22 protein-coding genes are annotated in these 24,669 nt (G+C 65.5%); 9 read left to right on the top strand and 13 right to left on the bottom strand.

The features are described 5' to 3' along the window. Positions 1 to 74: 74 nt before the first annotated feature. A complete protein-coding gene (locus AKN83_RS03865) occupies positions 75 to 1,292 on the top strand; it encodes an MFS transporter (protein WP_050402129.1) in 1,218 nt (405 codons plus the stop codon). 5 nt (positions 1,293 to 1,297) lie between these two features. Here AKN83_RS03865 and AKN83_RS03870 read toward each other — a convergent pair whose 3' ends face one another. From AKN83_RS03870 to AKN83_RS03910, 9 genes are all read right to left on the bottom strand, one after another. Beyond that, a complete protein-coding gene (locus AKN83_RS03870; RefSeq protein ID WP_083991911.1) occupies positions 1,298 to 2,521 on the bottom strand; it encodes a BaiN/RdsA family NAD(P)/FAD-dependent oxidoreductase in 1,224 nt (407 codons plus the stop codon). A 2-nt stretch (positions 2,522 to 2,523) separates the two neighbouring features. Then, positions 2,524 to 3,441 carry an SDR family NAD(P)-dependent oxidoreductase gene (locus tag AKN83_RS03875; protein ID WP_050402130.1) on the bottom strand — a complete coding sequence of 306 codons (918 nt, stop codon included), beginning with the start codon at positions 3,439 to 3,441 and terminating at the stop codon, positions 2,524 to 2,526. A gap of 266 nt (positions 3,442 to 3,707) precedes the next feature. After that, on the bottom strand, positions 3,708 to 3,854 hold the full coding sequence (locus tag AKN83_RS03880; RefSeq protein ID WP_244521876.1) for a hypothetical protein: 147 nt from the start codon (positions 3,852 to 3,854) through the stop codon (positions 3,708 to 3,710). Positions 3,855 to 3,994: 140 nt separating this feature from the next. Further along, the gene (locus AKN83_RS03885) at positions 3,995 to 4,474 is read right to left on the bottom strand and encodes a MaoC family dehydratase (RefSeq protein WP_050402131.1); all 480 of its coding nucleotides are present in this window, start codon (positions 4,472 to 4,474) and stop codon (positions 3,995 to 3,997) included. Positions 4,475 to 4,485: 11 nt separating this feature from the next. After that, complete coding sequence (locus tag AKN83_RS03890) at positions 4,486 to 6,210, bottom strand: AMP-binding protein (protein WP_050402132.1); 1,725 nt, start codon at positions 6,208 to 6,210, stop codon at positions 4,486 to 4,488. A gap of 152 nt (positions 6,211 to 6,362) precedes the next feature. Continuing rightward, a complete protein-coding gene (gene mmsB, locus AKN83_RS03895) occupies positions 6,363 to 7,250 on the bottom strand; it encodes a 3-hydroxyisobutyrate dehydrogenase (protein WP_050402133.1) in 888 nt (295 codons plus the stop codon). A gap of 25 nt (positions 7,251 to 7,275) precedes the next feature. After that, positions 7,276 to 8,358, bottom strand: a complete 1,083-nt coding sequence (locus tag AKN83_RS03900; protein WP_050402134.1) for an enoyl-CoA hydratase/isomerase family protein — start codon at positions 8,356 to 8,358, stop codon at positions 7,276 to 7,278. Next, on the bottom strand, positions 8,355 to 9,500 hold the full coding sequence (locus AKN83_RS03905; RefSeq protein ID WP_050402135.1) for an isobutyryl-CoA dehydrogenase: 1,146 nt from the start codon (positions 9,498 to 9,500) through the stop codon (positions 8,355 to 8,357). The genes AKN83_RS03900 and AKN83_RS03905 overlap by 4 nt, the downstream gene beginning before the upstream one ends. Before the next feature lie 184 nt (positions 9,501 to 9,684). After that, positions 9,685 to 11,181, bottom strand: a complete 1,497-nt coding sequence (locus AKN83_RS03910; protein WP_050402136.1) for a CoA-acylating methylmalonate-semialdehyde dehydrogenase — start codon at positions 11,179 to 11,181, stop codon at positions 9,685 to 9,687. A 120-nt stretch (positions 11,182 to 11,301) separates the two neighbouring features. Here AKN83_RS03910 and AKN83_RS03915 point away from each other — a divergent pair, with 120 nt between their 5' ends. Next, complete coding sequence (locus tag AKN83_RS03915; RefSeq protein ID WP_050402137.1) at positions 11,302 to 12,219, top strand: LysR family transcriptional regulator; 918 nt, start codon at positions 11,302 to 11,304, stop codon at positions 12,217 to 12,219. Between the two features lie 115 nt (positions 12,220 to 12,334). Next, a complete protein-coding gene (locus tag AKN83_RS38120) occupies positions 12,335 to 12,847 on the top strand; it encodes a ParB N-terminal domain-containing protein (protein WP_083991912.1) in 513 nt (170 codons plus the stop codon). Between the two features lie 93 nt (positions 12,848 to 12,940). Here the strand turns inward: AKN83_RS38120 and AKN83_RS03920 are convergent, their stop codons facing one another. Together AKN83_RS03920 and AKN83_RS03925 are read right to left on the bottom strand one after the other, a co-directional pair. Beyond that, entirely contained in the window at positions 12,941 to 13,549 is a 609-nt protein-coding gene (locus tag AKN83_RS03920) for a TetR/AcrR family transcriptional regulator (protein WP_050402138.1), read from the bottom strand. A gap of 60 nt (positions 13,550 to 13,609) precedes the next feature. Further along, complete coding sequence (locus AKN83_RS03925; protein ID WP_050402139.1) at positions 13,610 to 14,161, bottom strand: PaaI family thioesterase; 552 nt, start codon at positions 14,159 to 14,161, stop codon at positions 13,610 to 13,612. Positions 14,162 to 14,295: 134 nt separating this feature from the next. On the opposite strand from AKN83_RS03925, the gene AKN83_RS03930 reads away from it, so the two are divergent. Together AKN83_RS03930 and AKN83_RS03935 are read left to right on the top strand one after the other, a co-directional pair. Further along, positions 14,296 to 15,066, top strand: a complete 771-nt coding sequence (locus AKN83_RS03930; protein WP_050402140.1) for an enoyl-CoA hydratase — start codon at positions 14,296 to 14,298, stop codon at positions 15,064 to 15,066. 225 nt (positions 15,067 to 15,291) lie between these two features. Beyond that, a complete protein-coding gene (locus AKN83_RS03935; protein WP_050402141.1) occupies positions 15,292 to 17,571 on the top strand; it encodes an FdhF/YdeP family oxidoreductase in 2,280 nt (759 codons plus the stop codon). A gap of 104 nt (positions 17,572 to 17,675) precedes the next feature. Here the strand turns inward: AKN83_RS03935 and AKN83_RS03940 are convergent, their stop codons facing one another. Beyond that, positions 17,676 to 18,935 carry an MFS transporter gene (locus tag AKN83_RS03940; protein ID WP_050402142.1) on the bottom strand — a complete coding sequence of 420 codons (1,260 nt, stop codon included), beginning with the start codon at positions 18,933 to 18,935 and terminating at the stop codon, positions 17,676 to 17,678. A gap of 291 nt (positions 18,936 to 19,226) precedes the next feature. Between AKN83_RS03940 and AKN83_RS40445 the strand changes: the two genes are divergently transcribed. The 3 genes from AKN83_RS40445 (at position 19,227) to AKN83_RS03950 (ending at position 22,481) form a co-directional block, all read left to right on the top strand. Then, positions 19,227 to 19,394 carry a hypothetical protein gene (locus AKN83_RS40445; RefSeq protein WP_172803480.1) on the top strand — a complete coding sequence of 56 codons (168 nt, stop codon included), beginning with the start codon at positions 19,227 to 19,229 and terminating at the stop codon, positions 19,392 to 19,394. Positions 19,395 to 19,777: 383 nt separating this feature from the next. Continuing rightward, positions 19,778 to 20,974, top strand: a complete 1,197-nt coding sequence (locus AKN83_RS03945) for an acetyl-CoA C-acyltransferase (RefSeq protein ID WP_050402143.1) — start codon at positions 19,778 to 19,780, stop codon at positions 20,972 to 20,974. Between the two features lie 202 nt (positions 20,975 to 21,176). Next, positions 21,177 to 22,481 carry an MFS transporter gene (locus AKN83_RS03950; protein ID WP_050402144.1) on the top strand — a complete coding sequence of 435 codons (1,305 nt, stop codon included), beginning with the start codon at positions 21,177 to 21,179 and terminating at the stop codon, positions 22,479 to 22,481. 17 nt (positions 22,482 to 22,498) lie between these two features. Here AKN83_RS03950 and AKN83_RS03955 read toward each other — a convergent pair whose 3' ends face one another. Continuing rightward, positions 22,499 to 23,278: an acetoacetate decarboxylase gene (locus AKN83_RS03955; RefSeq protein ID WP_050402145.1), complete on the bottom strand. Its 780-nt coding sequence runs from the start codon at positions 23,276 to 23,278 to the stop codon at positions 22,499 to 22,501. 221 nt (positions 23,279 to 23,499) lie between these two features. On the opposite strand from AKN83_RS03955, the gene AKN83_RS03960 reads away from it, so the two are divergent. Further along, entirely contained in the window at positions 23,500 to 24,663 is a 1,164-nt protein-coding gene (locus AKN83_RS03960; RefSeq protein WP_050402146.1) for a patatin-like phospholipase family protein, read from the top strand. Positions 24,664 to 24,669: the final 6 nt, after the last annotated feature.

Here is a 24,669-nt window from a genome sequence, read left to right on the forward strand (position 1 = left end):
TCATTATCTTATTTGAATTGTAGCATATTAGCCCGATCCCCTAAAGGGGCCTCGCCACTTCCTCGCGAGGTCCCATGACCATTTCCGAAGCCACCAAACTCTCCCCGGCGCGCCCTGTCTCAGTGCGCCCCCTGATCTGGATCGGCGCCATCACCACCGGCACCGTCGTCACCAACCTGTTTGCCCCGCAAATCCTGGTCGGGCTGATGAGCCGATCGCTCGACATGACCGCGCTGCAGGCCGGCCTGATCTCGACGCTGACCCTGCTCGGCTACGCGCTCGGGCTGTTGCTGCTGGTGCCGCTGGTCGATCTCGTCGAGAACAAGCGGCTGATCCTGCGGACCCTCGGCTGCGCGATCGTCGCTGCGATCGGCACCGCAATGGCGCCAACGCCGCTGATCTTGCTCGCCGCCACCTTCATTCTCGGCGCATCCTGCGCCGCGATCCAGATGGTGGTGCCGCTGGTCGCCTCGATGGTGCCGCCGGAGCGCCGCGGACAGGCGATCGGCGATGTCATGAGCGGCTTGATGATCGGCATCCTGCTATCGCGGCCGCTGGCGAGCCTGATCGCGGACAGCTGGAACTGGCGCGGCTACTACCTCACTTCGGCCGTCCTGATGACCCTGCTCGGTTGCGCGCTGGCGCGCCATCTGCCGACGCTGCAGCCGGCGGCGATGGTCGGCTACGGAGCGCTGCTGCGATCATTCCCGAGATTGCTGCGCGAGGAGCCGGTGCTCCGCGTTCGGTCCTGGACCGCGGCGCTGGTGATGGCCTCGTTCACCGCGTTCTGGGCGGCTGTCGCGCTGCGGCTGCCGGATGCGCCGTTCGGGCTCGACGCCCAGGGGATCGCACTGTTCGCGCTGATCGGTGTTGCGGGAGCGGCGGCGACCCCGATCGCCGGCCGCTGGGGCGACAGAGGTTTCGCGCGGCCGTTGCTGATCGTCTCACACCTTCTGATCGCCGGCGCGCTCGCGCTGTGCGCCTGGGCTGGCATGATCGAGTCGCGGATCGCTGCCCTTTCGTTGCTTGGCATCGGCGCCGTGCTGCTCGATTTCGGCATCACCACCGACCAGACGCTCGGCCGCCGCGCCGTCAATCTGTTGCAGCCGGAAGCGCGCGGCCGGATCAATGGTCTGTTCGTGGCGCTGTTCTTCATCGGCGGCGCGGCCGGTGCGGCGGCAGCGTCCGCGGCGTGGAGTTATGGTGGATGGACGGCCGTCTGTGCGGTGGCTGCCACGTTCGGCGTGCTTGGGTTCATTACCGACATCGCGACGAAGACGGGCTCGGAATGACCAACTTAGGAGGCGCGTTGCGCGAGCCACCTCAACGCGCCCTTCCCGGCCGCGACACCGGTCGCGAACGACGCCTGCAACAGATAGCCGCCGGTCGGCGCTTCCCAGTCGAGCATCTCGCCGGCGGCGAAGACACCGGGCAACTTGCGCAGCATGAAATGCGTATCCAGCTCGCTGAACGCGATCCCGCCCGCGGTCGAGATCGCGCGATCGATCGGCGCGATGCCCGTAAGCTGCACCGGAATCGCATTGATCAGCTGCGCAAGCTCTGCCGGCGAGAACGATGCCAGTGGCCGGCCAGACGCTATCGCTGCCTCCTGCATCAGGCCGATGCCGACCGGAGAGAGCTGCGCTGCCTTGCGCAGGAAATTCGCGAGCGACTGCTTGCCGCGCGTGCCGGACAGGCGGGTGGTCAGCGCGGCGGCGTCGAGGTCCGGCCGCAGCGCGATCGTCAGCGTTGCCTGCCCGATACCGAGCACCGCCTCGCGCAATTCCGCCGACAACGCGTAGATGGCACCGCCTTCGATGCCCGCGCGGGTGACGACGGCCTCGCCGCGCACCGTGTACGGACCGATGGTCAATGCGATGCCCTTCAGTGGCTGCCCTTCGAAGCGATCACGGAAGACATCCGACCACGCGACCGTGAAGCCGGAATTGGCCGGTCGCACCGGGGCGACGGCGATGCCCTTCGCTGCAAGGGTCACCGTCCACGTCCCATCGGAGCCGAGCCGCGGCCAGCTTGCGCCGCCGAGCGCAAGCACCGACGCGTCGGCATTGACCTCGCGGGGACCATCCGGCGTTGCAAACAACAGCCCGCCGCTGTCGTCCCATCCAATCCAGCGATGCCGGAACGCAAACCGCACACCCGCGGCATCGAGCCGCCGCAGCCAGGCACGCAGCAGAGGCGATGCCTTGAATACTTTTGGAAACACGCGGCCGCTGGTGCCGATGAAGGTCGGCTGCCCCAGTGCGGCGCTCCAGGCCCGCAGGGCGTCGGGCGGAAACGCCTCGACCGCGGCCTTGAGGTGCGACATCGCCTCGCGATAGCGCCCGAGGAAATCCGGCAGCGGTTCGCTGTGCGTGAGATTGAGCCCGCCGCGGCCGGCCATCAGGAATTTGCGCCCGGCCGACGGCATCGCGTCGTAGACGGTGACCTGTGCGCCACCCGCCGCAAGGGTTTCCGCCGCCATCAGGCCGGCGGGACCGGCTCCGATGACGGCGACGACCATGCTCAGAGCTTGATCCCGGCCCGCGCCGCGGCCTGGGCGACGTATTTCTGCGTCTGCTCGAACGCGCCCTGAAGCGCCTTTGCGGTCGACATGTCGCTGATCGCGCTAAAGTGTGCGGCAACGCCGTCGGGCGTCCATTCTGACTGCGGCAGGTTGACGCCTTCGGTCTCCAGCACGCGGATGACGGCGAACGAGCCGGCGCCGGCGCCCATGATGGTGCGGGTCGGGGCATCCTCCGAGAGCAGGAACTCGACCGCCGGCGTGATCGCTTCCGGCTTCATCAGCTCCAGCGCCTGCGGCGGCAGCAGTTCCTCGGTCATGCGGGTCGCGGCCGTCGGCGAGATGGTGTTGACCTTGATGTTGTTCTTGCGGCCCTCCTCGGCGAGCACGTTCATCAGGCCGACCATGCCGGCCTTCGCCGCGCCGTAATTGGCCTGGCCGAAATTGCCGAACAGGCCGGACGACGAGGTGGTCAGCACGATGCGGCCGTAGTTGCGCTCGCGCATGCCGGCCCACACCGCCTTGCAGCAGTAGAAGGTGCCGGTGAGATGCACGTCGAGCACCTTGGCCCAGTCGGCGACCTCGAGCTTGGTAAACGACTTGTCGCGCAGGATGCCGGCATTGGCGCAGAGCAGATCGACGCTGCCCCACTCCTTGGTGGCGCGCTCGACCATTGCGGTGACCTGCTCGAAGTTCGAGACGTCGGCGCCGTCGGCCATCGCGGTGCCGCCGGCCTTGCGGATCTCCTCGACCACGGTCTCGGCCGGCGACAGCGAGCCGCCGGTGCCGTCGCGCGCGCCGCCGAAATCGTTGACCACGACCTTGGCGCCGCGGCTGGCGAGCCCCAGCGCATGCGCCCGCCCAAGACCATTGCCCGCGCCGGTGACGATTGCGACGCGTCCGTCAAACCTGATTGCCATGCCTGTCGTTCCTGCTCTGACTTCCCTTCTCCCCTTGTGGGAAAAGGTGGCGCGCGACAGCGCGCCGGATGAGGGGTCTGTCTCCGCGAGCGCACGTGAGAGTCTTTGCGTGGAGACAGACCCCTCACCCGGCTTCGCGTTCCGCGAAGCCACCCTCCCACAGGGGGAGAGGGAGGGTGGAGACGCTCGCGATTGGCAGCTTTTGAGCAGCGATGGATGGCCGGGTCAAGCCCGGCCTAGGGGAGCCAGGCCGACCACTTGACGCGCTAGACGTCAGGGGTCATCGAGCCGCAGGGTTTCAGGCTTTTGAGCAGGTGCCCGCTCCAGCACTCATGATGCTCCTGGGCGTAGCTCATCGAGCCGATCACAATCAAACCGACCACAACAAGTCCGGCGACGATGTTCTGCACCATGGCTGCCACTCCCGGGACCGCACCGCCTGAAGGCGGCATGATGGACACCAGGGATCAAGGCCGTCAATGGACTCCTTGGACCAAGCGGGCTCGCTCCACCTCTCCCGCTTGCGCGAAAGGTGGAGCTACTCAACCATCCCTTAGCTGAAATAGATCAGGCCGAGCCAGTCGGCGACCAGCGCGGGCTTGTCCTCGCCCTCGATCTCGACCGTGACATTGGTGCGCGACAGCAATTCCTTCGGCTTGCGCAAGCTGGCTTCCGTCAGCACGAAGCGGCCCCGCACGCGCCTGCCCGAGCGCACCGGCGAGATGAAGCGCAGCTTGTCGAAGCCGTAATTGACGCCCATCGCCGTGCCCTCGAGCACCGGCATCACCTCATAGGACATGATCGACAGCAGCGACATCGTCAGGAAGCCATGGGCGATCGTGGTGCCGAAGGCGGTCTCCTTCCTGGCACGCTCGGGATCGACGTGGATGAACTGGTGATCCTCGATCACGTCGGCATAGGTGTCGATGCGGCCCTGATCCAGCAGGTGCCACGAGGACACGCCGATCTCCTTGCCGACCATGCCCTGGTAGGTTTCCAGCGACACCGGCGGCTTCTTCCAGACTTCGTTCATTGGCTAACCTCCTAACCGGAGGTCCGCACCTTCTGCAGCTCCGGAAATTCTTCCTCGCGGAACTCGGCTCCGCGCAACGCATCGCTTCTGACATCGTCATGTTCGAGCCGGCGCAACTGCACGCGACGGATTTTTCCAGAAATCGTCTTGGGCAGTTCGGTAACCAGCTCGATCTTGCGGATGCGTTTAAACGGTGCGAGCCGCGTGTGCAAATGTTTGAAGATCGACAGCGCGGTCTCCGGGCTACGCTCGACGCCGGAGACCAGCAGCACATAGGCCTTCGGGACCGCCAGCCGGATCGGGTCCGGACTCGGCACCACGGCGGCTTCCGCCACCGCATCATGCTCGAGCAGCACGCTCTCCAGTTCGAACGGCGAGATGCGGTAATCGGATGACTTGAACACGTCGTCGGTGCGGCCGACAAAGGTCAGATAACCCTCGTCATCGGTGAACACGACGTCGCCGCTGCGATAGATCGCGCCGTCGGTGCCGATCAGCCTGCCGTCGTCGCCCTGGTAGCCCTGCATCAGGCCGGCCGGCCGGTCGGCGCCGAGCAGCAACGTCACCTCGCCTTCCTTCGCGGCATGGCCGTCACCGTCGGTGACCTGAACGCGATAACCCGGCAACGGCCGGCCCATCGAGCCGACCTTCACTTTCTGCCCCGGCGAGTTGCCGGCCAGCGCCGTGGTCTCGGTCTGGCCATAGCCGTCGCGGATGGTCAGGCCCCAGGCGGATTTGACCTGGTCGATGATCTCGGGGTTGAGCGGTTCGCCGGCGCCGCACACTTCACGCAGGCTCACCTTGAAGTCCGACAGCTGCTCCTGGATGAACATCCGCCACACCGTCGGCGGTGCGCACAGCGTGGTCACGCCGCAGCGGCCGATGATCGAGAGCAGTCCTTTTGCCTCGAAGCGTGGCTGGTTGGCGATGAAGATCGTTGCGCCGGCATTCCACGGCGCGAAGAAGCAGCTCCAGGCATGCTTGGCCCAACCGGGCGAGGAGATGTTGAGATGGATGTCGCCGGGCTGCAGGCCGATCCAGTACATGGTGGAGAGATGGCCGACCGGGTAGCTGCGCTGGCTGTGCCGCACCAGTTTCGGCTTTGCCGTAGTGCCCGAGGTGAAATAGAGCAGCATCGGATCGTCGGCGTTGGTCGGGCCGTCAGGTGCGAATGCGTCCGACGCCTTGGCGGTATCCTCGAACGGCAGCCAGCCCTCATGCGTCTGCGTCGCGCCAACTACGATACGCACCAGCTTGTCGCCGCCGAGGCCTGCGAACTTCGCGACCTGATCCTGCGTCGCGACCACCGCCTTCGCCTTGCCGCGATCAAGCCGGTCGCGCAATTCATCCGCGGTCAATAGCGTGGTCGCGGGGATCACGACGACGCCGAGTTTCATCGCCGCCAGCATGGTCTCCCACAACGGCACCACATTGCCGAGCAGCAGCAACAGATGATCGCCGCGCTTCAGCCCCTGCGCGCGCAGGAAGTTCGCGACCTGGTTGGAGCGGCGCGACAGTTCGGCAAAGGAAAGCTTCGTCTCGTTGCCGCTGGCGGCATCGACGATCCACAGCGCCGGCCGGTTGCGACTGTCAGGATTGTGCGCGAGCTCGGCGTCGAACCAGTCGAGCGCCCAGTTGAACGGCACCGGATCCGGCCAGCGGAACCCCTTCACCGCCGTGTCGTAGTCGGTGCGGTGTTCTAGCAGAAAGGCGCGTGCGTCCTGAAATGTGGTCATCGTCCGAACCCGTCGAATTCACGCTAGGCGACCAGCGTTGCATTCAATCGTAGCCCGGATGGAGCGAAGCGAAATCCGCGGCCGGTCGCGCCAACTGATGAAGCGGTCCCGGATTTCGCTTCGCTCCATCCGGGCTACCAGTGGAAGGCCCGCTATTTCTTAGCGAGGCTCCGAACGTGCTGGATAATTCCGGAAAAGTCGACCCCGCCGTGGCCCGACGCGTCGAAGGTCTTATAGAGCTCCTGCGCATGCTTGCCGAGGGGCGTCACCGCACCGGCGGCAGTGGCGGCGTCCTGCGCCAACGACAGGTCCTTGACCATCAGGTTCGAGGCGAAACCGGGCTTGTAATCGTTGTTGGCCGGCGAGGTCGGCACTGGACCTGGAACCGGGCAATAGGTGGTCAGCGACCAGCACTGCCCCGACGAGGTCGAGGCGACGTCGAACAGCGCCTGGTGCGACAGCCCGAGCTTTTCGGCGAGCACGAAAGCCTCGCCGACCGCGATCATGGAAATGCCGAGGATCATGTTGTTGCAGATCTTGGCCGCCTGCCCTGCACCGCCGGCCCCGCAATGCACGATCTTCTTGCCCATGTTGGCCAGCATCGGCTGCGCTGCCGCGAACGCCTTCGCCTCGCCGCCGCACATGAAGGTCAGCGTCGCACCCTTGGCGCCGCCCGTGCCGCCGGAGACCGGCGCATCGACCGAGGCCATGCCGTGCTTGGCGGCCAGTGCATGCGCCTGCTTGGCGCTTTCAACGTCGATGGTCGAGCAGTCGATGATCAGCGCGCCCTTGGACATCGCCGGCAGCACTTCGTTCCAGACGCCGAGCACATGCTTGCCGGCCGGCAGCATCGTGATGACGACATCGGCGCCCTTCACCGCGCCGACGCCGCTCTCGGCGATCGCGGCACCGTCGTTCTTGGCCTGATCGCGGGACGCCGCGACCAGATCGAACGCGGTCACCTTGTGGCCGGCCTTGACCAGATTGGCCGCCATCGGCCCGCCCATATTGCCGAGCCCGATGAATGCGACGTTTGCCATGAGAAGTCCTCCGCTTGCGACGTTTCTATTTGCTGTCGGGAAATTTCAGTTCGTCGGCGCCGATCTCGGCGAAGTAAGGCGCCAGCATCTCCGCCGTCACGTCCTCGATATCGGGCGGCGACCATTTCGGATTGCGGTCCTTGTCGATCACGGCGGCGCGCACGCCCTCGCGGAAATCGTCGCTGGCGAACACTTCGAGCGCAGCGCGATATTCGCGCACCAGGCACTCCTCCAGCGTCTCGGTCACCCGCGCCAGCCGCAGCAGCTTCAGCGTCACCACCATGCCGCGCGGTGACTTCTCGCCGAGCGTCTTCAGCGCGGCCTGTGCCAGCTCCGATCCGTCAGACTCTAGCGCGTCAACGATGTCTTCCATCCGTCCGCGCGCGAACCAGCCGTCGATCCTGACCTGCAGCGCGGCAACGGGACCCGCCTTTTCGCCGGTGGCGAAGCCTGCGATCAGCCGGTCGATCTGGGCCGAGTTGGTACCGGGCGCAACCTTGGTCAACGCCTCGCGCAGCGCCGGAAGCTTGGCGCTCGGCACCACCGCATCGGCGAACTTGGCATAGATCGCATCCGGGCCACTCATCGTGGTCCCGGTGAGGCCAAAATAGGTGCCGATCTCGCCCGGTGAACGCGACAGCAGATAGGTGCCGCCGACATCGGGGAAAAAGCCGAGCCCGACTTCGGGCATCGCAAGCTTGGTTCGTTCGGTCACCACGCGGTGGCGGCCGTGCGCCGACAGGCCGACGCCGCCGCCCATCACGATGCCGTCCATGAAGGCGACATAGGGTTTTGGGAAATGCTTGATCCGCGCGTTGAGGATGTACTCGTCGCGCCACAGGACCTTGCCGAGATCGCCCTTGACCTTCGAGCTTTCCCAGAGCGCGCGGATATCGCCGCCGGCGCACAGGCCGCGCTCGCCGGCACCTTCCAGCACGACGACCGCGACATCGGGATCGGCCTCGAACGCGTCGAGCGCCTTGTCGATGTCGTGGAACATCTCCAGCGTCACGGCATTGATCGCCTTCGGCCGGTTGAGCCGGATGATGCCGGCAGAACCTTCCTTGCGCGCGATCAGGTCGCCACCGGCAGCTGCCGCATCATTCATCGCGCGCCCTCGATCAGTTTGCGCGACACGATCAGCCGCATGATTTCATTGGTGCCTTCGAGGATCTGGTGCACGCGCAGATCGCGCACGATCTTCTCGACGCCGTATTCGCTGAGATAGCCGTAGCCGCCGTGCAGTTGCAGCGCCTGGTTGGCAACCTCGAAGCCGACATCGGTGCCGAAGCGTTTTGCCATCGCGCACAGCATCGAGGCGTCCGGATCCTTGCGGTCGAGCGCGGCGGCTGCGCGCCATAGGAAGGTGCGTGCGGCTTCGAGCTCGGTCGCCATGTCGGCGATCTTGAACTGCAGCGCCTGGAATTCGTCAAGCCGCTTTCCGAAGGCCTTGCGGTCCTTCATGTAGGCTAGCGCCTTGTCGAGCGCCGCCTGCGCGCCGCCAAGCGAGCACGCCGCGATGTTGAGGCGGCCGCCGTCGAGGCCGGCCATCGCGATCTTGAAGCCGATGCCCTCCTCGCCGAGCCGGTTCGCGACCGGCACGCGTGCGTTCTCGAACACCACGGCGCGGGTCGGCTGCGCGTTCCAGCCCATCTTGCGCTCATTGGCGCCGAACGAGACGCCCGGCGTCTTGCCGTCGATCACGATCGTCGAGACGCCGCCGGGGCCATCCCCGCCGGTGCGCACCATCGCCACCAGGAGGTCGGTGCTGCCGGCGCCGGAGATGAACTGCTTCTGGCCGTTGAGCACGTAGTGATTGCCGTCGCGCACCGCGCGGGTGCGGAGCGCAGCGGCATCGGAGCCGGCGCCCGGCTCGGTCAGGCAGTAGCTCGCGATCAGCTCCATGGTGCAGAGCCTCGGCAGCCATTGGTGGCGCTGCGTATCGTTGCCATAGGCATCGATCATCCAGGACGCCATGTTGTGGATCGAGATGAAGGCGGACGTGGTCGGACAGCCCGTCGCCAGCGCCTCGAAGATCAGTGCGGCGTCGAAGCGCGTCATCGCCGAGCCGCCGACATCGTCCTTGATGTAGATGCCGCCGATGCCGAGGCCTGCCGCCTCGCGCATCACGTCGACCGGAAAGTGCTTCTTCTCGTCCCATTCGAGCGCGTGCGGCGCGATCTTTTCCGCCGCAAACGCCCGCGCCATGTCGCGAACCGCGATCTGGTCCTCGTTGAGAGCGAACTGCATCTCAATGCCCCCGCAGGCTGAGGTCACCTCTCCCCACCTGGGAGAGGCCGATTTGCGCAGCAAATCGGGTGCAGGGGTACCGCTCCAACGAGAGACCGTGACCCCTCACCCGGCGCTTCGCGCCGACCTCTCCCAAAGGGAGAGGTGATTTCCCGATGTGGCTGAAGCTCACTCCAGTCTCGCGTTACTTCATCGTCGGGATCGAGAACTCCGCGCCGTCCTTGACACCGGATGGCCAACGCGAGGTCACCGTCTTGGTCTTGGTGTAGAAGCGCACCGAGTCCGGACCGTGCTGGTTGAGATCGCCGAAGCCGGACTTCTTCCAGCCGCCGAAAGTGTAATAGGCGATCGGCACCGGGATCGGCACGTTGACGCCGACCATGCCGACATTGACCTTGGCCGCGAAGTCGCGCGCCGCGTCGCCGTCACGGGTGAAGATCGCAACGCCGTTGCCGTAGTCGTGGTCGGACGGCAGCGCGAGCGCCTCGTGATAGTCCTTGGCGCGCACCACCGAGAGCACCGGGCCGAAGATCTCTTCCTTGTAGATCCGCATGTCCTTGGTGACGTTGTCGAACAGCGAACCGCCGAGATAGAAGCCGTTCTCGTAGCCCTGCATCTTGAAGCCGCGGCCGTCGACCGCGAGCGTCGCGCCTTCCTTGACGCCGATGTCGATGTAGCTCTTGACCTTCTCGACCGCCTCGCGGGTCACCAGCGGACCGTAATCGGCCGACGGATCGACCGAGGTGCCGATCTTGAGCGACTCGACGCGCGGGATCAGCTTTTCCATCAGCCGGTCGGCGGTGGTCTTGCCGACCGGCACCGCAACCGACACCGCCATGCAGCGCTCGCCGGCCGAGCCGTAGCCGGCGCCGATCAGCGCATCGACCGCCTGGTCCATGTCGGCGTCCGGCATGATGATGGCGTGGTTCTTGGCGCCACCGAAGCACTGGCAGCGCTTGCCGGTCTGCGCGGCGCGCTCATAGATGTACTGGGCGATCGGGGTCGAGCCGACGAAGCCGATCGCCTTGATGTCGGGATCGTCGAGGATGGCGTCGACCGCTTCCTTGTCGCCGTTGACCACGTTGAGGATGCCGGCCGGAAGGCCCGCTTCCATCATCAGTTCGGCGAGCTTCATCGGCACGCCGGGATCGCGCTCCGACGGCTTGAGGATGAAGGCGTTGCCGCAGGCGATCGCGGGCGCGAACTTCCACATCGGGATCATCGCCGGGAAGTTGAACGGCGTGATGCCGGCGACGACGCCGAGCGGCTGGCGCATCGAATAGATGTCGATGCCGGGGCCGGCGCCTTCGGTGTACTCGCCCTTCATCAGATGCGGGATGCCGCAGGCGAACTCGGCGACTTCGAGGCCACGCTGGATGTCGCCCTTGGCGTCGGGGACGGTCTTGCCGTGTTCGCGCGCCAAAAGCTCGGCGAGCTTGTCGTAGTCGCGCTGCACCAGCTCGACGAATTTCATCATGACGCGGGCGCGACGCTGCGGGTTGGTCGCGGCCCACTCCGGCTGAGCGGCGCGGGCGTTCTCCACCGCGGCGCGAACTTCGGCCTTGGAGGCCAGCGCCACCTTGGCCTGGACGTCGCCGGTCATCGGCTCGAAGACGTCAGCCGTACGGCCCGAGGTGCCCTTGACCTCCTTGCCACCGATGAAATGTCCGATCGAGCGCATGAATATCCTCCCTTGGAGACGTGAATCGCCGCGCCTCGCGGCGAGATCGCTTTACAAACCCTAATGACCCTGCATTTTATAGGATTCAAGTCCGATAAATTGCACCATAGATGTGCGGAAATGCAGGATCAAGGCGGCGACACGATCGACTGGGACGACTTCCGTTTCGTGCTTGCCATCGTGCGCGGCGGGTCAGTTTCGGCTGCCGCCAAGCAGCTCGGCGTCGATCATGCCACAGTGATCCGGCGTGTCGACCGGCTGGAAGGCCACCTCTCCGCAAAACTGTTTGATCGCCGCAAGACCGGCTATCTGCTGACCGAGGCCGGCCAACGCGTCGCCGACAGCGCGGAGGCGATGGAATCGACCATCGTCGCCAACCAGGAGGCGGTCGGCGGCTCGCGCGCGCATCTCACCGGCACGGTGCGGATCGGCGCGCCGGACGGCTTCGGCAGCCACTTTCTGGCCTCGCGGCTGGTCAAGTTCACCGAGCGGTATCCCGATCTCGATTTGCAGCTCGTCGCCACCGCGCGGCTGTTCTCGCTCTCCAAGCGCGAGGCCGACATCGCGATCAGCCTGACCATGCCCAAGGAGGGCCGCATCGTCGGCCGCAAGCTGCTCGACTACACGCTCGGGCTTTATGCCGCACCCGGTTATCTCGCGCAGGCGCCAAAGATTGCCGCGCGTACCGACCTGCCGAAACACCGCTTCGTCGGCTATATCGAGGAGCTGCTGTTCACCCCCGAGCTGGACTATCTGCCGCAGGTCTCACCGAAGATCTCCGCCAAATTCCGCAGCGCCAACCTGATCGCACAGCTCAACGCCACGATTGCCGGGTTCGGCATCGCCGTGCTGCCGCACTTCATGGCGACCGCCCACCCCGAACTGCAGCCGGTCTTGCGCGACGATGTGCGGATCTCCCGCACCTTCTGGCTGTTGATGCACGCCGACAGCAAGGACCTCGCCCGCATCCGCGCCGTGGCGGATTACATCTACGAGACGGTGGAAGCCGAGCGCACGTTGTTTGCCGGAGCGACCTGACCAGCGCCGGCCCTCCAGGTCGGTTTGAGAAATGCCTCTTTGAGAAATGCCTTGGCGGTGTGGCGCTTCATCCTTAAACCGTATTTTGGACGGATCCTGAGTAGGGAGTAACACTGTGCCCACCCCGGAAAGTCTTCCAATCGATCAGATCTACGTGCCCGTTAAGAAACGGAAAACGCTAAAGCCTGAGCTCGTCCAAGAAATCGCGGCGAGTATTCTGGAAGTTGGGCAACAAGTCCCCATCCTCGTTCGACCTGATGAGGGCCGCCTCGTTTTGCTCGAGGGGTTGCATCGGCTCGAGGCCTGCAAGGCGCTTGGCGAGACGGCCATCCTCGGAGTCCGCGGTTCAGCAGAGACCGCTCACCACAAGACGCTGTTATCCGACGGAGCCGAGGCAGAGGCCGAGCGGGACAAAATGGCGCGATTGAAAAAGCTGCGCCTCGAGAGAGAAGCTGCCGAGAGATCATCGGCTTCCGCAGACCCGATCGTGGAAACTGAATCAGCCAAGCTACGGTCGACGCGCTCCGGAACGAGCCTCAGACGAGGGGCGTCGAGCGATCCACGATCAAAAACGAGGACGCTGTCGGAATGGCTCACACAACAAAAGCGCGATGGTGGTCGTTATTGATCACCGCCTGAGGCCTTCAAAAGGGCGCCTCACGCCTCTGTTGCCGACGAAAGCCAAACCGGAGAGATTTGGTGCCTCGTCGCAGGAACTCCCCTAATTCGCTTTGGCACGCGGCTTCTTCGCCACCGCCGCCCGACCGAGCACCGCCTCGCGGCCTGCGCCGAGGATCTCGTCGGACATTTCGCCGTTGCCCGCGATCCGCGACATCACGATGGTGCCCAGCATGGTCGCCAGCACGCCCATCGCCTGCTTGCGCGCGGTCTTGCGCGGCACGTCCTGGATCTGGTCGGTGATCATCTCGATCATCTGGTCGAGCTTGAGCGCAAAGGCCTTGCGGGTCTTCGGGCTCTCGCGGGCGATCTCGGCCCCGAGCGCCGGGACCGCGCAGCCCTGGCCGGGCTCGTCGCGATGAACAGCCGAGAGATAGCCGTCGACGATGGTCGCCAGCCGCTTCTCCGGCGGCACCTCCGCGGTGACCTTGCGCCAGCGCTCGTTGGCGCGGTCCATGGCGTAATTGAAGGCCTCGATCACCAGCGCCTCGCGCGAATCGAAATGCGCGTAGAAGCCGCCATGGGTCAGGCCGGCGTCCTTCATCAGGTCGGCGACACCGATGCCATGGGCGCCCTTCTCGCGCAAACGCGTCGCGGCCCGCTTCACGATCCGCGCGTGGGTCTCCTGCTTGTGCTCTTTCGAATAACGCATGCCGCTCTCATGGAATGTTTCTAATCATACAATAGCAGATTTGCCGCCGCGACGCTGCATTTATTTCGTCTTGTTCAGCGTCTGGAGTTCCCCGCCGAGCATGGAAAACGTCGCGGTCGCGTGCACCGCAAGATTGCCCTTGCCGTCGCGGACGAAGCCCTCGGTGTAGCTGGTCTGGCGGCCGAGCTTGATCACCTTGCCCTCGGCCGCGATGGTTCCCGAGCGCACCGACAGCGGGCGCAGATAGGTCAGCTTGAGGTCGAGCGTGACGGAGGTCTGCCCCGCCGGCAGCAGGGTCGAGATCGCGCAACCCATCGCGGTATCGAGCAGCGCGGCGGCGGTCGCGCCGTGCAGCAGGCCGATCGTATTCTCCAGGCTCTCATGCGCCTCGAGTTCCATCACGATCCGCCCCTCCTCGACCACGGCCATGCTGAAGCCGATCAGCTTGGCCATCGGCGGCGGCGGCAGGTGGCCGTTGCGGATCGCGCGCATCGCCGCGATGCCGGACATCGGCAGCGCCGCCTTCGCCACCGGTCCGGGCGCCTGCCATTCCACCACGCGCACGCGCTTGAGATCGGGCGCGTGAAGATCAGCGGTCTCGGCGGCAGTCATGGCGGCTCCACTTATATTATGGATGTAATTCTATAGAGTCGGCCTGCGCGACGCAACCGCCGGACCGGCGCCTTGACAGAGGCCTGCTTTGTCCGGGACATGGCGGCATCAATTCCTGCGCCGGGACTTTCTCCATGGACATGCTCAATCCTCACTGCGGCATCGCCCGCGACTCCAGAGGCGTCGTCCGCCTTACGATCTGCAACGCCGGCAAGCTGAACATCGTGAGCTCGGCCGTGACCGACGGCGTGCGCGAGGGCTTTGAGCACCTCGCCGCCGACCGCACCATCCGCGCGGTGATCCTGGCCGGCGAAAGCGAGCGCAGCATGATCGGCGGCGCCGACATCAAGGAGATGGCGACGCTCGACCAGAAGTCGGCAGAGGCGTTCATCAGCCGCCTGCGCGACCTTTGTGAGGCGGTGCGCAAATTCCCGGCGCCCGTCATCGCCCGCCTGCCCGGCTGGTGCCTCGGCGGCGGCCTCGAAGTCGCGGCCGCCTGCGACGTCAGGGTGGCGGCGCATGATGCGATGTTCGGCATGCCCGAGGTGCGCGTCGGCATCCCCTCGGTGATCCACGCGGCGCTGCTGCCGCGCCTGATCGGCTGGGGCCGCGCGCGCTGGCTGATGATGACCGCTGAAAACATCGACGCTCCGACTGCGCTCGCCTGGGGCCTGGTCGACACCGTGGCAAAGCCCGGCGGCCTCGACGAGGCCGTCGAGCACACCGTCAAAGCCTTGCTCGAATGCGGCCCCGAAGCACTGCGCATCCAGAAGGATTTGCTGCGGCAATGGGAAGAGCTGCCGCTGACCGAGTCGGTGAACCTCAGCGTCGGCGTGTTCGGCAAATCCTTCCAGACCGGCGAGCCGCAGCGCTTGTTGCAGGGATTTCTGGATCGCAAGCGGTAATGCCTGATGCCTCGTAGCCCGGATGGAGCGCAGCGCAATCCGGGCTACACATTTGACGGACTGTTGACCGCAGGCCCCGGCCGATTAGTCTAACCTGCAACACGAGACCGCTGTTGTTTCAGATCGAGAACGTCGATCCGATACGAGCCGATCTCGCGGCTAACAAAACAATCAATCTTCGGGACAGACGCACGGGGTCACAACTCAAGAGCTGCAGGAGGACATATGGTCCAAAAGCGCGACGTTCCCGGTATCCGACCCTACAATGCGCCGGCCGGCGGCTGGGGCGCCCTCAAAGCCACCGCGACGGCGGTTCGCGATCAGATGGACCTGGTCGAGGCGCCGATCACGCTGCTGCGTACCAACAAGCCCGACGGCTTCGACTGTCCGGGCTGCGCCTGGCCGGACAAGGAGCACACCTCCACCTTCCAGTTCTGCGAGAATGGCGCCAAGGCCGTGACCTGGGAGGCGACCAGCAAGCGCGTCACGCCGGAGTTCTTCGCCGCCCACACCGTCACCGAGCTGCTGACCTGGAGCGACTTCCATCTGGAGAACGAAGGCCGGCTGACCGCGCCCCTCGCCTACGATGCCGCGAGCGACACCTACCAGCCGATCAGCTGGGATGATGCCTTCGCGCGGATCGGCGAAACGCTCCGCAGCCTGCCCGATCCGAACATGGCCGAGTTCTACACCTCCGGCCGCGCCTCGAACGAGGCCGCGTTCCTGTTCCAGATCTTCGCGCGCGAATACGGCACCAACAATTTCCCCGATTGCTCGAACATGTGCCACGAGGCCACCAGCGTCGGGCTTCCGCAATCGATCGGCATCGGCAAGGGCACGGTGTCGCTGGACGATTTCGATCATTGCGAGCTGATCATCGCGATGGGCCACAATCCCGGCACCAACCATCCGCGCATGATGGGCACGTTGTGGGAGGTCTCGCGCCGCGGCGTGCCGATCATCGTGTTCAACCCCTTGCGCGAGCGCGCGCTGGAGCGCTTTGCCGATCCGCAGGACCCGATCGAAATGGCGACCCTCGGCTCGACGCGGATCGCCTCGACCTATTACCAACCCAAAGTCGGCGCCGACGCTGCGGTGCTGAAGGGCGTCATGAAGTCGCTGATCGAGATGGACGACGCCACCCGCGGCGTCCTCGATCACGCTTTCCTCGCCGAGCACACCAACGGCTTTGAGGCATTCGCCGCCGATCTGCGCGCGACGGCATGGCCATCGATCGAGACGGTGTCCGGCTTCACGCGCGCCCAGCTCGGTGAGGTCGCGAGCGCCTACGCCAAATCCAATGCCACCATCATCACCTACGGCATGGGCATCACCCAGCACAGCCGCGGCACCGACAATGTCCAGCAGATCGCAAACCTGCTGCTGCTGAAGGGCAATTACGGCAAGCCCGGCGCCGGCATCTGCCCGCTGCGCGGCCACTCCAACGTGCAGGGCAATCGCACCGTGGGGATCACGGAGAAGCCCAACATCGCGATGTTCGAGGGCATCGAGCGCACCTTCGGCTTCAAGCCGCCGCGGCATCATGGCCACGACGCGGTCGCCGCGATGCAGGCGATCGACGACGGAAGGTCCAAGGTCCTGATCTGCCTCGGCGGCAATTTCGCCATCGCGCTGCCCGATCCCGAGCGCTGCGCTGCCGGCATGCGCAAGCTCGAGCTCGCGGTGCATCTCGGCACCAAGCTGAACCGCTCGCACCTTCTGGTCGGCAAGCAGTCGATCATCCTCCCGGTGCTGGGGCGAACCGAGCGCGACATCCAGGCCTCGGGCCCGCAGGTCGTCACCGTCGAGGACTCGATGTCGATGGTGCACGCCTCGCGCGGCAAGCTGACCCCGGCCTCCGAGAACCTGCTTTCGGAATCGGCTGTTATTGCCGGCATGGCGATGGCGACCCTGCCGGCGACCAAGGTGCCGTGGGCCGAGCTGATCGCCGATTACGACCGCATCCGCGACGCCATCGAGGGCGTCTTCCCCGACTTTAGGGATTACAACGCGCGGATCCGGATTCCCGGCGGCTTCCGCCTGCCGCTGCCGCCGACCGAGCGCAAATGGACGACGCCGTCAGGCAAGGCCGAATTCCTGATCTTCGACGGCCTCGAAGAGGATCCGGTGCTGACGGACGGCACCGTCCTCAAGCTCGCGACGATCCGCAGCCACGACCAGTACAACACCACGATCTACGGGCTGAACGACCGCTATCGCGGCGTGTTCGGACGGCGCGACGTACTGTTCGCCAACGAGGCGGACCTCACCGCGCGCGGCCTCGCCCATGGCGATCTCGTCGAGATCGAGACCGCGCTGCCCTCGGGCACGCCGCGCCGCCTTACGCTGACTGCGATCGTCTACGACATCGCCCGCGGCTCTGTCGCCGCCTACTACCCGGAAGCCAACGGCCTGGTGCCGCTCGGCTACCAGGACAAGGAAAGCGGCACGCCGTCGTACAAGTCGGTGCCGGTGCATATTCGGCGGGCAGCTCAGGCGGCGTGACGGCTTTCGTAGCCCGGATGAAGCGTAGCGAAATCCGGGGCGTACCATCCGCGGACAGGACTTCCCGGATTGCGCTTCGCTCCATCCGGGCTACGCGCATCCCTTCACCGCGCATTGGCCGGCGCATGCACCGGCCACAGATCGGCCCGCCAGTGCAGCGCGATCGCCAGCATCGCGATGAAGCCGGCGGCGGCGAGCAGCGTGCCGGTCGCGGTGTAGCCGATCAGGTCGATCAGGCTGCCGGCGGCGAGCAGGCCGAGCGGCAGGCCGTAGATCACCATCATGCGCACGCCCATCACCCGGCCGCGCAGATGCGCGCTGGCATTGCGCATCAGCATCACGGCGGCCGAGATCATCGACATGCTCTGCGCGATGCCGGCCAGCACCAGGCAGGCCATCGCCACCGGCATGGTCCTGAGCTCGACGAACACCATGAGCATCGCATACCAGGCAAGCGTCGCGCCGATCAGAAGCCGTGCGATGCGCACGCCCCCGGCCAGGCTGAGCGTGATCGAGCCGATCAGCGATCCCACCGCAAAGCTCGCCGAGAGATAGCCGAGGCCGGTCTGGTCGGTCTGGAAGATCTCGCGCGCGACGTAGGGCAACAGGCCGTTGGTCAGCGGAAACGCGGTGAGATTGGCGAGGAACGCGACGCAGAGCGCGGCGCGCATGCCCGGGCCGCTCCAGGCATAGACGATGCCCTCCTTGAGGTCGCGTAGCAGTTTTGAGCCCGGCAGATCGCCGGCCGCCTGCTCGGCAGAGCCGTGCGATTTCGGCCGGCCCATGCACAGCATCAGGATCGCGGCGACGAAATAGAAGCTCGCAATCCCGACATAGACATAGCCGATGCCGAGCGCCGCGAACAATCCGGCTCCGGTCAGTGCGCCGGCGATGCGCGCGCTGTCCTGTGTCGTGCGCGCCAGGCTGATGGCGCCGACCAGTTGTGCCGGCGGCATGATGTCGGCCAGCAGCGCGCCGCGCACGCCGAGATCCGACGGACGGATCACGCCCATCAGCGCGACGATGATCATGACCTTCGCTGGCGCCAGATGGCCGGTTAACGCCAGAATCATGATGGTCCCGGCGAGCGCGGTATAGGCGAAGCGCATCACCGCGAGCAGATCGCGATGCCCCATCCGATCGCCGATCATGCCGACGACGGGCGCGACCAGCGTGCCGACATACTGCAGGGACGCGAGCACGGTCAGCAGCAGCACCGAGCCGGTCTCGACCATGATGTACCAGCCGAGCACCAGCGTCTCGACCTCGAACGCCCAGGAAGTGAGCAGGTCGGACGGCCATTGAAAGCGATAGCTGCGGATGCGAAATGGCGCGAGCGCGGAGGTCCGCGTGGTCCCGCTCAAGACGCGATGACGCTTGTCACGGCGTGTCCTGCCCTTTTCTTACTTCTTCTGGGTCTTGAATCCGGATCTAGATCCCGGCCGTTGATTCTCTTGGGAAAACGTCCTGTTCCAGAAGAAGCGTAACGCCGAGCCTGCCGGTGTCAATCGAAGCCGCCGCATGCGGCCATGCGCGGTGGCATCAGCGCCAACGTGCTATACTGCTCGCTTGGTTGGAGACGCCGCGCATCGGTCGCCCCTCCGCCCGCGAAATGATTGTGCTAGTATGCCTCATCCGAAGCCGCGGAGGATGACATGCCAGCCTTCGAAGTTTTCGCGATCTACCTGATGCCCTTTGTGATCATCGGGATTGCCATCAAGCTCCTGATGAAGCGTTACGGCGTCGACCTGCCCGACGTGCAGAAGCAGGCGGGCTCCGCACCAAAGCGACGATTTCTACTCGGCTCCTGGCGGTCGGATTAGGCTTCAGACTGTACGACTGGCAGGACTCGGACGGATCATGTCGCGAGAATGCGAAGCTGCGTCCTCATCCTCACCTGTCATCGCCCGGCGCGACCGGGCGATTCAGTACGCCGCGGCCTCTCGGTCGAGCACAGTCGCCTCTGGAATACCGGATCACCCGCTTTCGCGCGGGTGATGACACCGTGTGTTTGACGTCTCGACTCGAGAATCATCCTCCTCGTCGTCCCCGCAAAGCGAGGACGACGGTGGTGATCGCGGAACCGGCCCCGCTCCAACTCCTGCGACCACGACATTTTCTCATGCCGCGCGCAGTTGCAATTTTTGCATTGCATCATATGATGCATATAATCCAATCAAATCCCCGCATTGAAGGGTATCCCGCCATGGCAACCAGCACCGATCCCGTCGTCATCCTCTCCGCCGCGCGCACCCCGCTCGGCCGCTTCATGGGCGAGCTCACGCCGCTCGCGGCGCACAAGCTCGGCTCGCACGTGATCGGTGCGGCGCTGGAGCGCGCCAAGCTCGCGCCGGAACGCATCGACGAGGTGTTCATGGGCAACGTGCTGCCGGCCGGCCAGGGCCAGGCCCCCGCCCGCCAGGCCGCACGCGGCGCCAAACTGCCTGACGCCACCGGCGCCACCACCGTCAACAAGGTCTGCGGCTCCGGCATGAAGGCGACCATGCTGGCGCACGACATCATCAAGGCCGGCTCGGCCGAGATCGTGCTGTCCGGCGGCATGGAGAGCATGAGCAACGCGCCGTATCTCTTGCAGAAGGCGCGAAGCGGCTATCGCGCCGGCCACGACCGCATCATCGACCACATGATGATGGACGGGCTCGAGGACGCCTACGAGACCGGCCGCTCGATGGGCGATTTCGGCGAGGCGACCGCGGAGGCCTATCAGTTCACCCGCGCAGACCAGGACGCTTTCGCAATGGAGACGCTGAGCCGGGCCCGCAAGGCGGTCGAGGGCGGCGCTTTCAAGGCCGAGATCGCGCCTATCACGCTGACCGAGAAGGCCGGTCCGCGCATCATCGCCAATGACGAGCATCCGCTGAAGGTCGATCCGGCAAAGATCCCCGGCCTCAAGCCGGCGTTCCGTGCCAACGGGACCATCACGCCGGCCGCCTCCTCCGCCAATGCCGACGGCGCCGCAGCTTTGATCCTGGCGAAGCGCTCGCTCGCCGACCGCGACGGCCTGCCTGTTCTGGCCGAGATCAAGGGTCACGCCACCCACAGCCAGGAGCCGCAGTGGTTTACCACCGCACCGATCCCGGCGATCAGGAAGCTGCTCGACAAGGTCGGCTGGAGCGTCGGCGATGTCGACCTGTTCGAGATCAACGAGGCATTCGCGGTGGTCGCGATGGCGGCGCAGCGCGACCTCGGAATTCCCCGTGACCGGCTGAACATCAATGGCGGCGCCTGCGCACTCGGCCATCCGATCGGCGCCACCGGCGCACGGCTGATCGTGACGCTGCTGCACGCGCTGGAGGCGCAGAACCTGAAGCGCGGCGTCGCGGCCCTGTGCATCGGCGGCGGTGAAGCCACCGCGATCGCGGTCGAGCGGGTCACACACTGATCCCGCTGATAATCGGTCAGATCGCCCTATCCGCAAACGCACTTGGCCTCTCCCGCTTGCGGGGGAGGGAGCGCAGCGTCTTCGCGGCGTGAACCCTGCTGAGTCCGAAAACGAGGGAACTTTGGCATTTTAGCCATCGCGCCCTCGTGGCATATTGCGCATCACGAATAGAACCCTCACCGTATTTCATATCCAGGGCCCAATGATCTCGAACTGGCTTGCTTCCACCCTCGCCCACCGCAACATCCATTACGGCTGGGTGATGGTCGCCGTGACTTTCCTGGCCGCTCTGATCTCGGCGGGCACCGTCGGCGCGCCCGGCGTCTTCATCGTGCCGCTGCAGAAGGAGTTCGGCTGGTCGACCGCCGAGATCTCCTCGGCCCTGTCGATCCGCTTCATCCTGTTCGGGCTGATGGCGCCGTTCGCCGCCGCGCTGATGAACCGCTACGGCCTGCGCAACGTCACGCTGACGGCGCAATTGATCGTGGTGTCGGGCCTGGTGGCTTCGCTCGCCATGACGCAGGTCTGGCAGCTGATCGCGCTGTGGGGCGTCGTGATCGGAATCGGCACCGGAATGACCGCGCTGGTGCTCGGCGCGACCATCGCCACGCGCTGGTTCGTGGCGCGGCGCGGCCTCGTGATCGGCATGCTCACCGCGAGCGTCGCGACCGGGCAGCTCGCCTTCCTGCCGCTACTTGCCACCATCACGGAGCGTTACGGCTGGCGTATCGCGCTTGGATTCGTCTGCGTCATGCTCGGCGTCTCCGCCTTTGCGGTGCTGATGCTGATGCGCGACCGGCCGAGCGACGTCGGCCTGCGCCCATTCGGCGATGAGAGCACCGCGCCCCTGCCCGCACCGCCGCCGGCCAACGTGCCGATCATGGCCGCTGCGCTCGGTACACTGCGCGACTCCTCCAAATCGTCGGTGTTCTGGATCCTGTTCGCGACCTTCTTCGTCTGCGGCGCCTCGACCAACGGCCTCGTTCAGGTCCACCTGATCCCGATGTGCCTCGACTACGGCATCCCGCAGGTGCAGGCCGCGAGCCTGCTCGCCGCGATGGGCATTTTCGATTTCTTCGGCACCATCATCTCGGGCTGGCTGTCGGACCGCTTCGACAATCGCAGGCTGCTGTTCTGGTACTACGGCCTCCGCGGCCTGTCGCTGCTGTATCTGCCGTACTCCGACTTCACCTTCTACGGCTTGTCGCTGTTTGCGATGTTCTACGGCCTCGACTGGATCGCGACCGTGCCGCCGACGGTGCGCCTCACCGCGCAGCGCTTCGGCGCCGAGCGCGCCAATCTGGTGTTCGGCTGGATCTTCGCCGGCCACCAGCTCGGCGCCGGCGCGGCCGCGTTCGGCGCCGGTGTGTCGCGTACGCTTTATGCGAGCTATCTGCCGGCCTTCTTCATCGCCGGCGCGCTTTGCGTGATCGCCGCGCTGAGTGTGCTGGCGATCTCGCGGCCGCAGCCCAAGGTCGCGCCGCAAGCGAAACCGGTCGCGGCCTGATCGAGCCTCGCGGCGTGCTACTCCGCGGCGAGACCGGTAGGCGCGGCGTGTTCGACCTTGTTGTAGTCGTGCACGACGCGGCCGAACGGCAGCGTCAGGTCGGCGATATAGTGATGCGCGCCGACCACGCGCTTGACCGGGAAATCCGCGACCGGCGCGTTGACGTGCGGCACTAGGTGCAGCCGACCGGGTCCGATCCACGATCCCTTGACGTTGATGTCTGTCAGGTTGATCGCAACCAGCTGGCAGATCTCGAGATGGCCGTCGACGCCGGGGATCATCTTCAGATTGACTTGCGTCTTCGACAGCGTGGCGCGGGTGATGTCGCCATTGCCCGCCATGCTCTCGTGCTTGTAGCCCATCGTGCCCATTGCGACGAGCTGGCCGGCATATTCCAGCGTGCCGGTCAGCGTGTCCTTGACGATCTCGAGCTTGGGATGGGCGTACTTCTTCGGAAAGCCCCAGATCTCGCGGCCGGCCGCGATCGGCGGATCATCGTCGAGATACATCTGGCAGACGAAGTTGACCTCTACACCGCGCAGCCGCGCCGGGATCACGAGGCCTGACTCGGTGTAGCTGCCGAACCCGGAGCTGTCGGGCATCTTGATCCATTCGTAATGCACGATCGCCTGCTCGATCGGCTCCAGCGGCTCAGGCAGGCCGGCGCGGATCAATTCAGGATCGGTCTCATAGGTGATGACGAGGAATTCGCGATCGACGAAGCGGTACGGACCGGCGGGATAGCTCGGACCGGCAGCCGGCATGGACGGAAGCTTGAGCAGATCTTCCCTGCGCATCGCAATAACCCCCTGTGCGGAAATATTGCGCGGAGGCTAGCGGCCGAGATTGACGGCGATGTGAGGGATTTCCGTCACGGGCATGACCCGCGTCTTGCGGTGGAGGCCAATGCTAACCAAGCAGGCAGCCATGCCGGATGCGCCGTGCACCGGCCCGGCGTTTGTCATCACCGCGTCATCGGCGCCCTGAATTCTCGCCGCAATTTTTTGGAGTGCCTGAGATGGACGCGCGTACCCCGCATTCTGACGACCTCGAGCATGCGACGCCCGGCTGGCGCCCCGAAGGATGCGATCGCGTGGCGCTGGTCCTGCAGGGCGGCGGCGCGCTCGGCGCCTATCAGGCCGGCGTCTATCAGGCGCTGCACGAATCCAACATCGAGCCGGACTGGGTCTGCGGCGTCTCGATCGGCGCGATCAACTCGGCGATTATCGCCGGCAATCCGCCCGAGAGGCGGCTGGAGCGGCTGCACACATTCTGGGATCGCATCACCAGCCGCAAGATCTGGCACTACACGCCTGACGGCGACATCTTCCGCAAGGCGCGCAATTTCACCAGCTCATGGCTGACGACGACGCTGGGGCAACCCGGCTTCTTCACCCCGCACCAGACCAATCCGTGGCTCAGCCCAGCCGGCGCCCGCACCGCCACGAGCTACTACGACACCACGCCCTTACGTGAGTCGCTGCTGGAGCTGGTCGATTTCGATCGCATCAACTCCAAGACAATGCGCTTTGCGGTCGGCGCGGTGAACGTGCTGTCCGGCAACTTCATCTATTTCGACAACGCGCATGACGAGATCATCCCCGAGCACATCATGGCGAGCGGCGCGCTGCCGCCGGCACTGCCGATGGTAAAGGTCGGCACCGATCATTTCTGGGACGGCGGCATCGTCTCCAACACGCCGCTGCAACACCTGCTCGACCAGGAGGACAATGCGAACTCGCTGGTGTTCCAGGTCGACCTGTTCTCGGCGCGGGGCGCGCTGCCGCGCGACATCCAGGACGTGATGGCCCGCCACAAGGACATCATGTATTCGTCGCGCACCCGCTACAACACCGACGTCTACCGCAAGACCTACAATCTGCGCACCGCCTTGCACAACGCGCTGGGAAAAATCCCCGACGACCAGCTGTCGGACGAGGAACGCCAGCTCAAGAAGGCAAACAGCCGGTTGCCGGGGATCACGCTGCTGCAGCTGATCTATCAGCAGAAGGCCTACGAGGGTGACGCCAAGGACCACGAATTCTCCGGCACCTCGATGCGCGAGCACTGGGCGAGCGGACACGAGGACACCAAGCGCTCGCTGAAGCGGCGCGACTGGATCAAGATGCCCGAGAACGGCATGGGCATCGTAATCCACGACGTGCATCGCGAAGCGGAGTAGCGCGGC

The sequence above is a fragment of the Bradyrhizobium embrapense genome, assembly GCF_001189235.2.
Classification (GTDB): Bacteria; Pseudomonadota; Alphaproteobacteria; order Rhizobiales; family Xanthobacteraceae; genus Bradyrhizobium; species Bradyrhizobium embrapense.

What these genes read in the sequence shown, in the direction of transcription:
- AKN83_RS03945 (WP_050402143.1), top strand. Translation starts at nt 19,778, where the DNA reads ATGGCAACCAGCACCGATCCCGTCGTCATCCTCTCCGCCGCGCGCACC.
- AKN83_RS03875 (WP_050402130.1), bottom strand. Translation starts at nt 3,441, where the DNA reads ATGGCAATCAGGTTTGACGGACGCGTCGCAATCGTCACCGGCGCGGGC.
- AKN83_RS03900 (WP_050402134.1), bottom strand. Translation starts at nt 8,358, where the DNA reads ATGAATGATGCGGCAGCTGCCGGTGGCGACCTGATCGCGCGCAAGGAA.
- mmsB (WP_050402133.1), bottom strand. Translation starts at nt 7,250, where the DNA reads ATGGCAAACGTCGCATTCATCGGGCTCGGCAATATGGGCGGGCCGATG.
- AKN83_RS03905 (WP_050402135.1), bottom strand. Translation starts at nt 9,500, where the DNA reads ATGCAGTTCGCTCTCAACGAGGACCAGATCGCGGTTCGCGACATGGCG.
- AKN83_RS03925 (WP_050402139.1), bottom strand. Translation starts at nt 14,161, where the DNA reads ATGACTGCCGCCGAGACCGCTGATCTTCACGCGCCCGATCTCAAGCGC.
- AKN83_RS03885 (WP_050402131.1), bottom strand. Translation starts at nt 4,474, where the DNA reads ATGAACGAAGTCTGGAAGAAGCCGCCGGTGTCGCTGGAAACCTACCAG.
- AKN83_RS03955 (WP_050402145.1), bottom strand. Translation starts at nt 23,278, where the DNA reads ATGCGCAGGGAAGATCTGCTCAAGCTTCCGTCCATGCCGGCTGCCGGT.
- AKN83_RS03915 (WP_050402137.1), top strand. Translation starts at nt 11,302, where the DNA reads ATGCAGGATCAAGGCGGCGACACGATCGACTGGGACGACTTCCGTTTC.
- AKN83_RS03890 (WP_050402132.1), bottom strand. Translation starts at nt 6,210, where the DNA reads ATGACCACATTTCAGGACGCACGCGCCTTTCTGCTAGAACACCGCACC.
- AKN83_RS03960 (WP_050402146.1), top strand. Translation starts at nt 23,500, where the DNA reads ATGGACGCGCGTACCCCGCATTCTGACGACCTCGAGCATGCGACGCCC.
- AKN83_RS03935 (WP_050402141.1), top strand. Translation starts at nt 15,292, where the DNA reads ATGGTCCAAAAGCGCGACGTTCCCGGTATCCGACCCTACAATGCGCCG.
- AKN83_RS03910 (WP_050402136.1), bottom strand. Translation starts at nt 11,181, where the DNA reads ATGCGCTCGATCGGACATTTCATCGGTGGCAAGGAGGTCAAGGGCACC.
- AKN83_RS03930 (WP_050402140.1), top strand. Translation starts at nt 14,296, where the DNA reads ATGGACATGCTCAATCCTCACTGCGGCATCGCCCGCGACTCCAGAGGC.
- AKN83_RS03865 (WP_050402129.1), top strand. Translation starts at nt 75, where the DNA reads ATGACCATTTCCGAAGCCACCAAACTCTCCCCGGCGCGCCCTGTCTCA.
- AKN83_RS03870 (WP_083991911.1), bottom strand. Translation starts at nt 2,521, where the DNA reads ATGGTCGTCGCCGTCATCGGAGCCGGTCCCGCCGGCCTGATGGCGGCG.
- AKN83_RS03880 (WP_244521876.1), bottom strand. Translation starts at nt 3,854, where the DNA reads ATGGTGCAGAACATCGTCGCCGGACTTGTTGTGGTCGGTTTGATTGTG.
- AKN83_RS03950 (WP_050402144.1), top strand. Translation starts at nt 21,177, where the DNA reads ATGATCTCGAACTGGCTTGCTTCCACCCTCGCCCACCGCAACATCCAT.
- AKN83_RS40445 (WP_172803480.1), top strand. Translation starts at nt 19,227, where the DNA reads ATGCCAGCCTTCGAAGTTTTCGCGATCTACCTGATGCCCTTTGTGATC.
- AKN83_RS03920 (WP_050402138.1), bottom strand. Translation starts at nt 13,549, where the DNA reads ATGCGTTATTCGAAAGAGCACAAGCAGGAGACCCACGCGCGGATCGTG.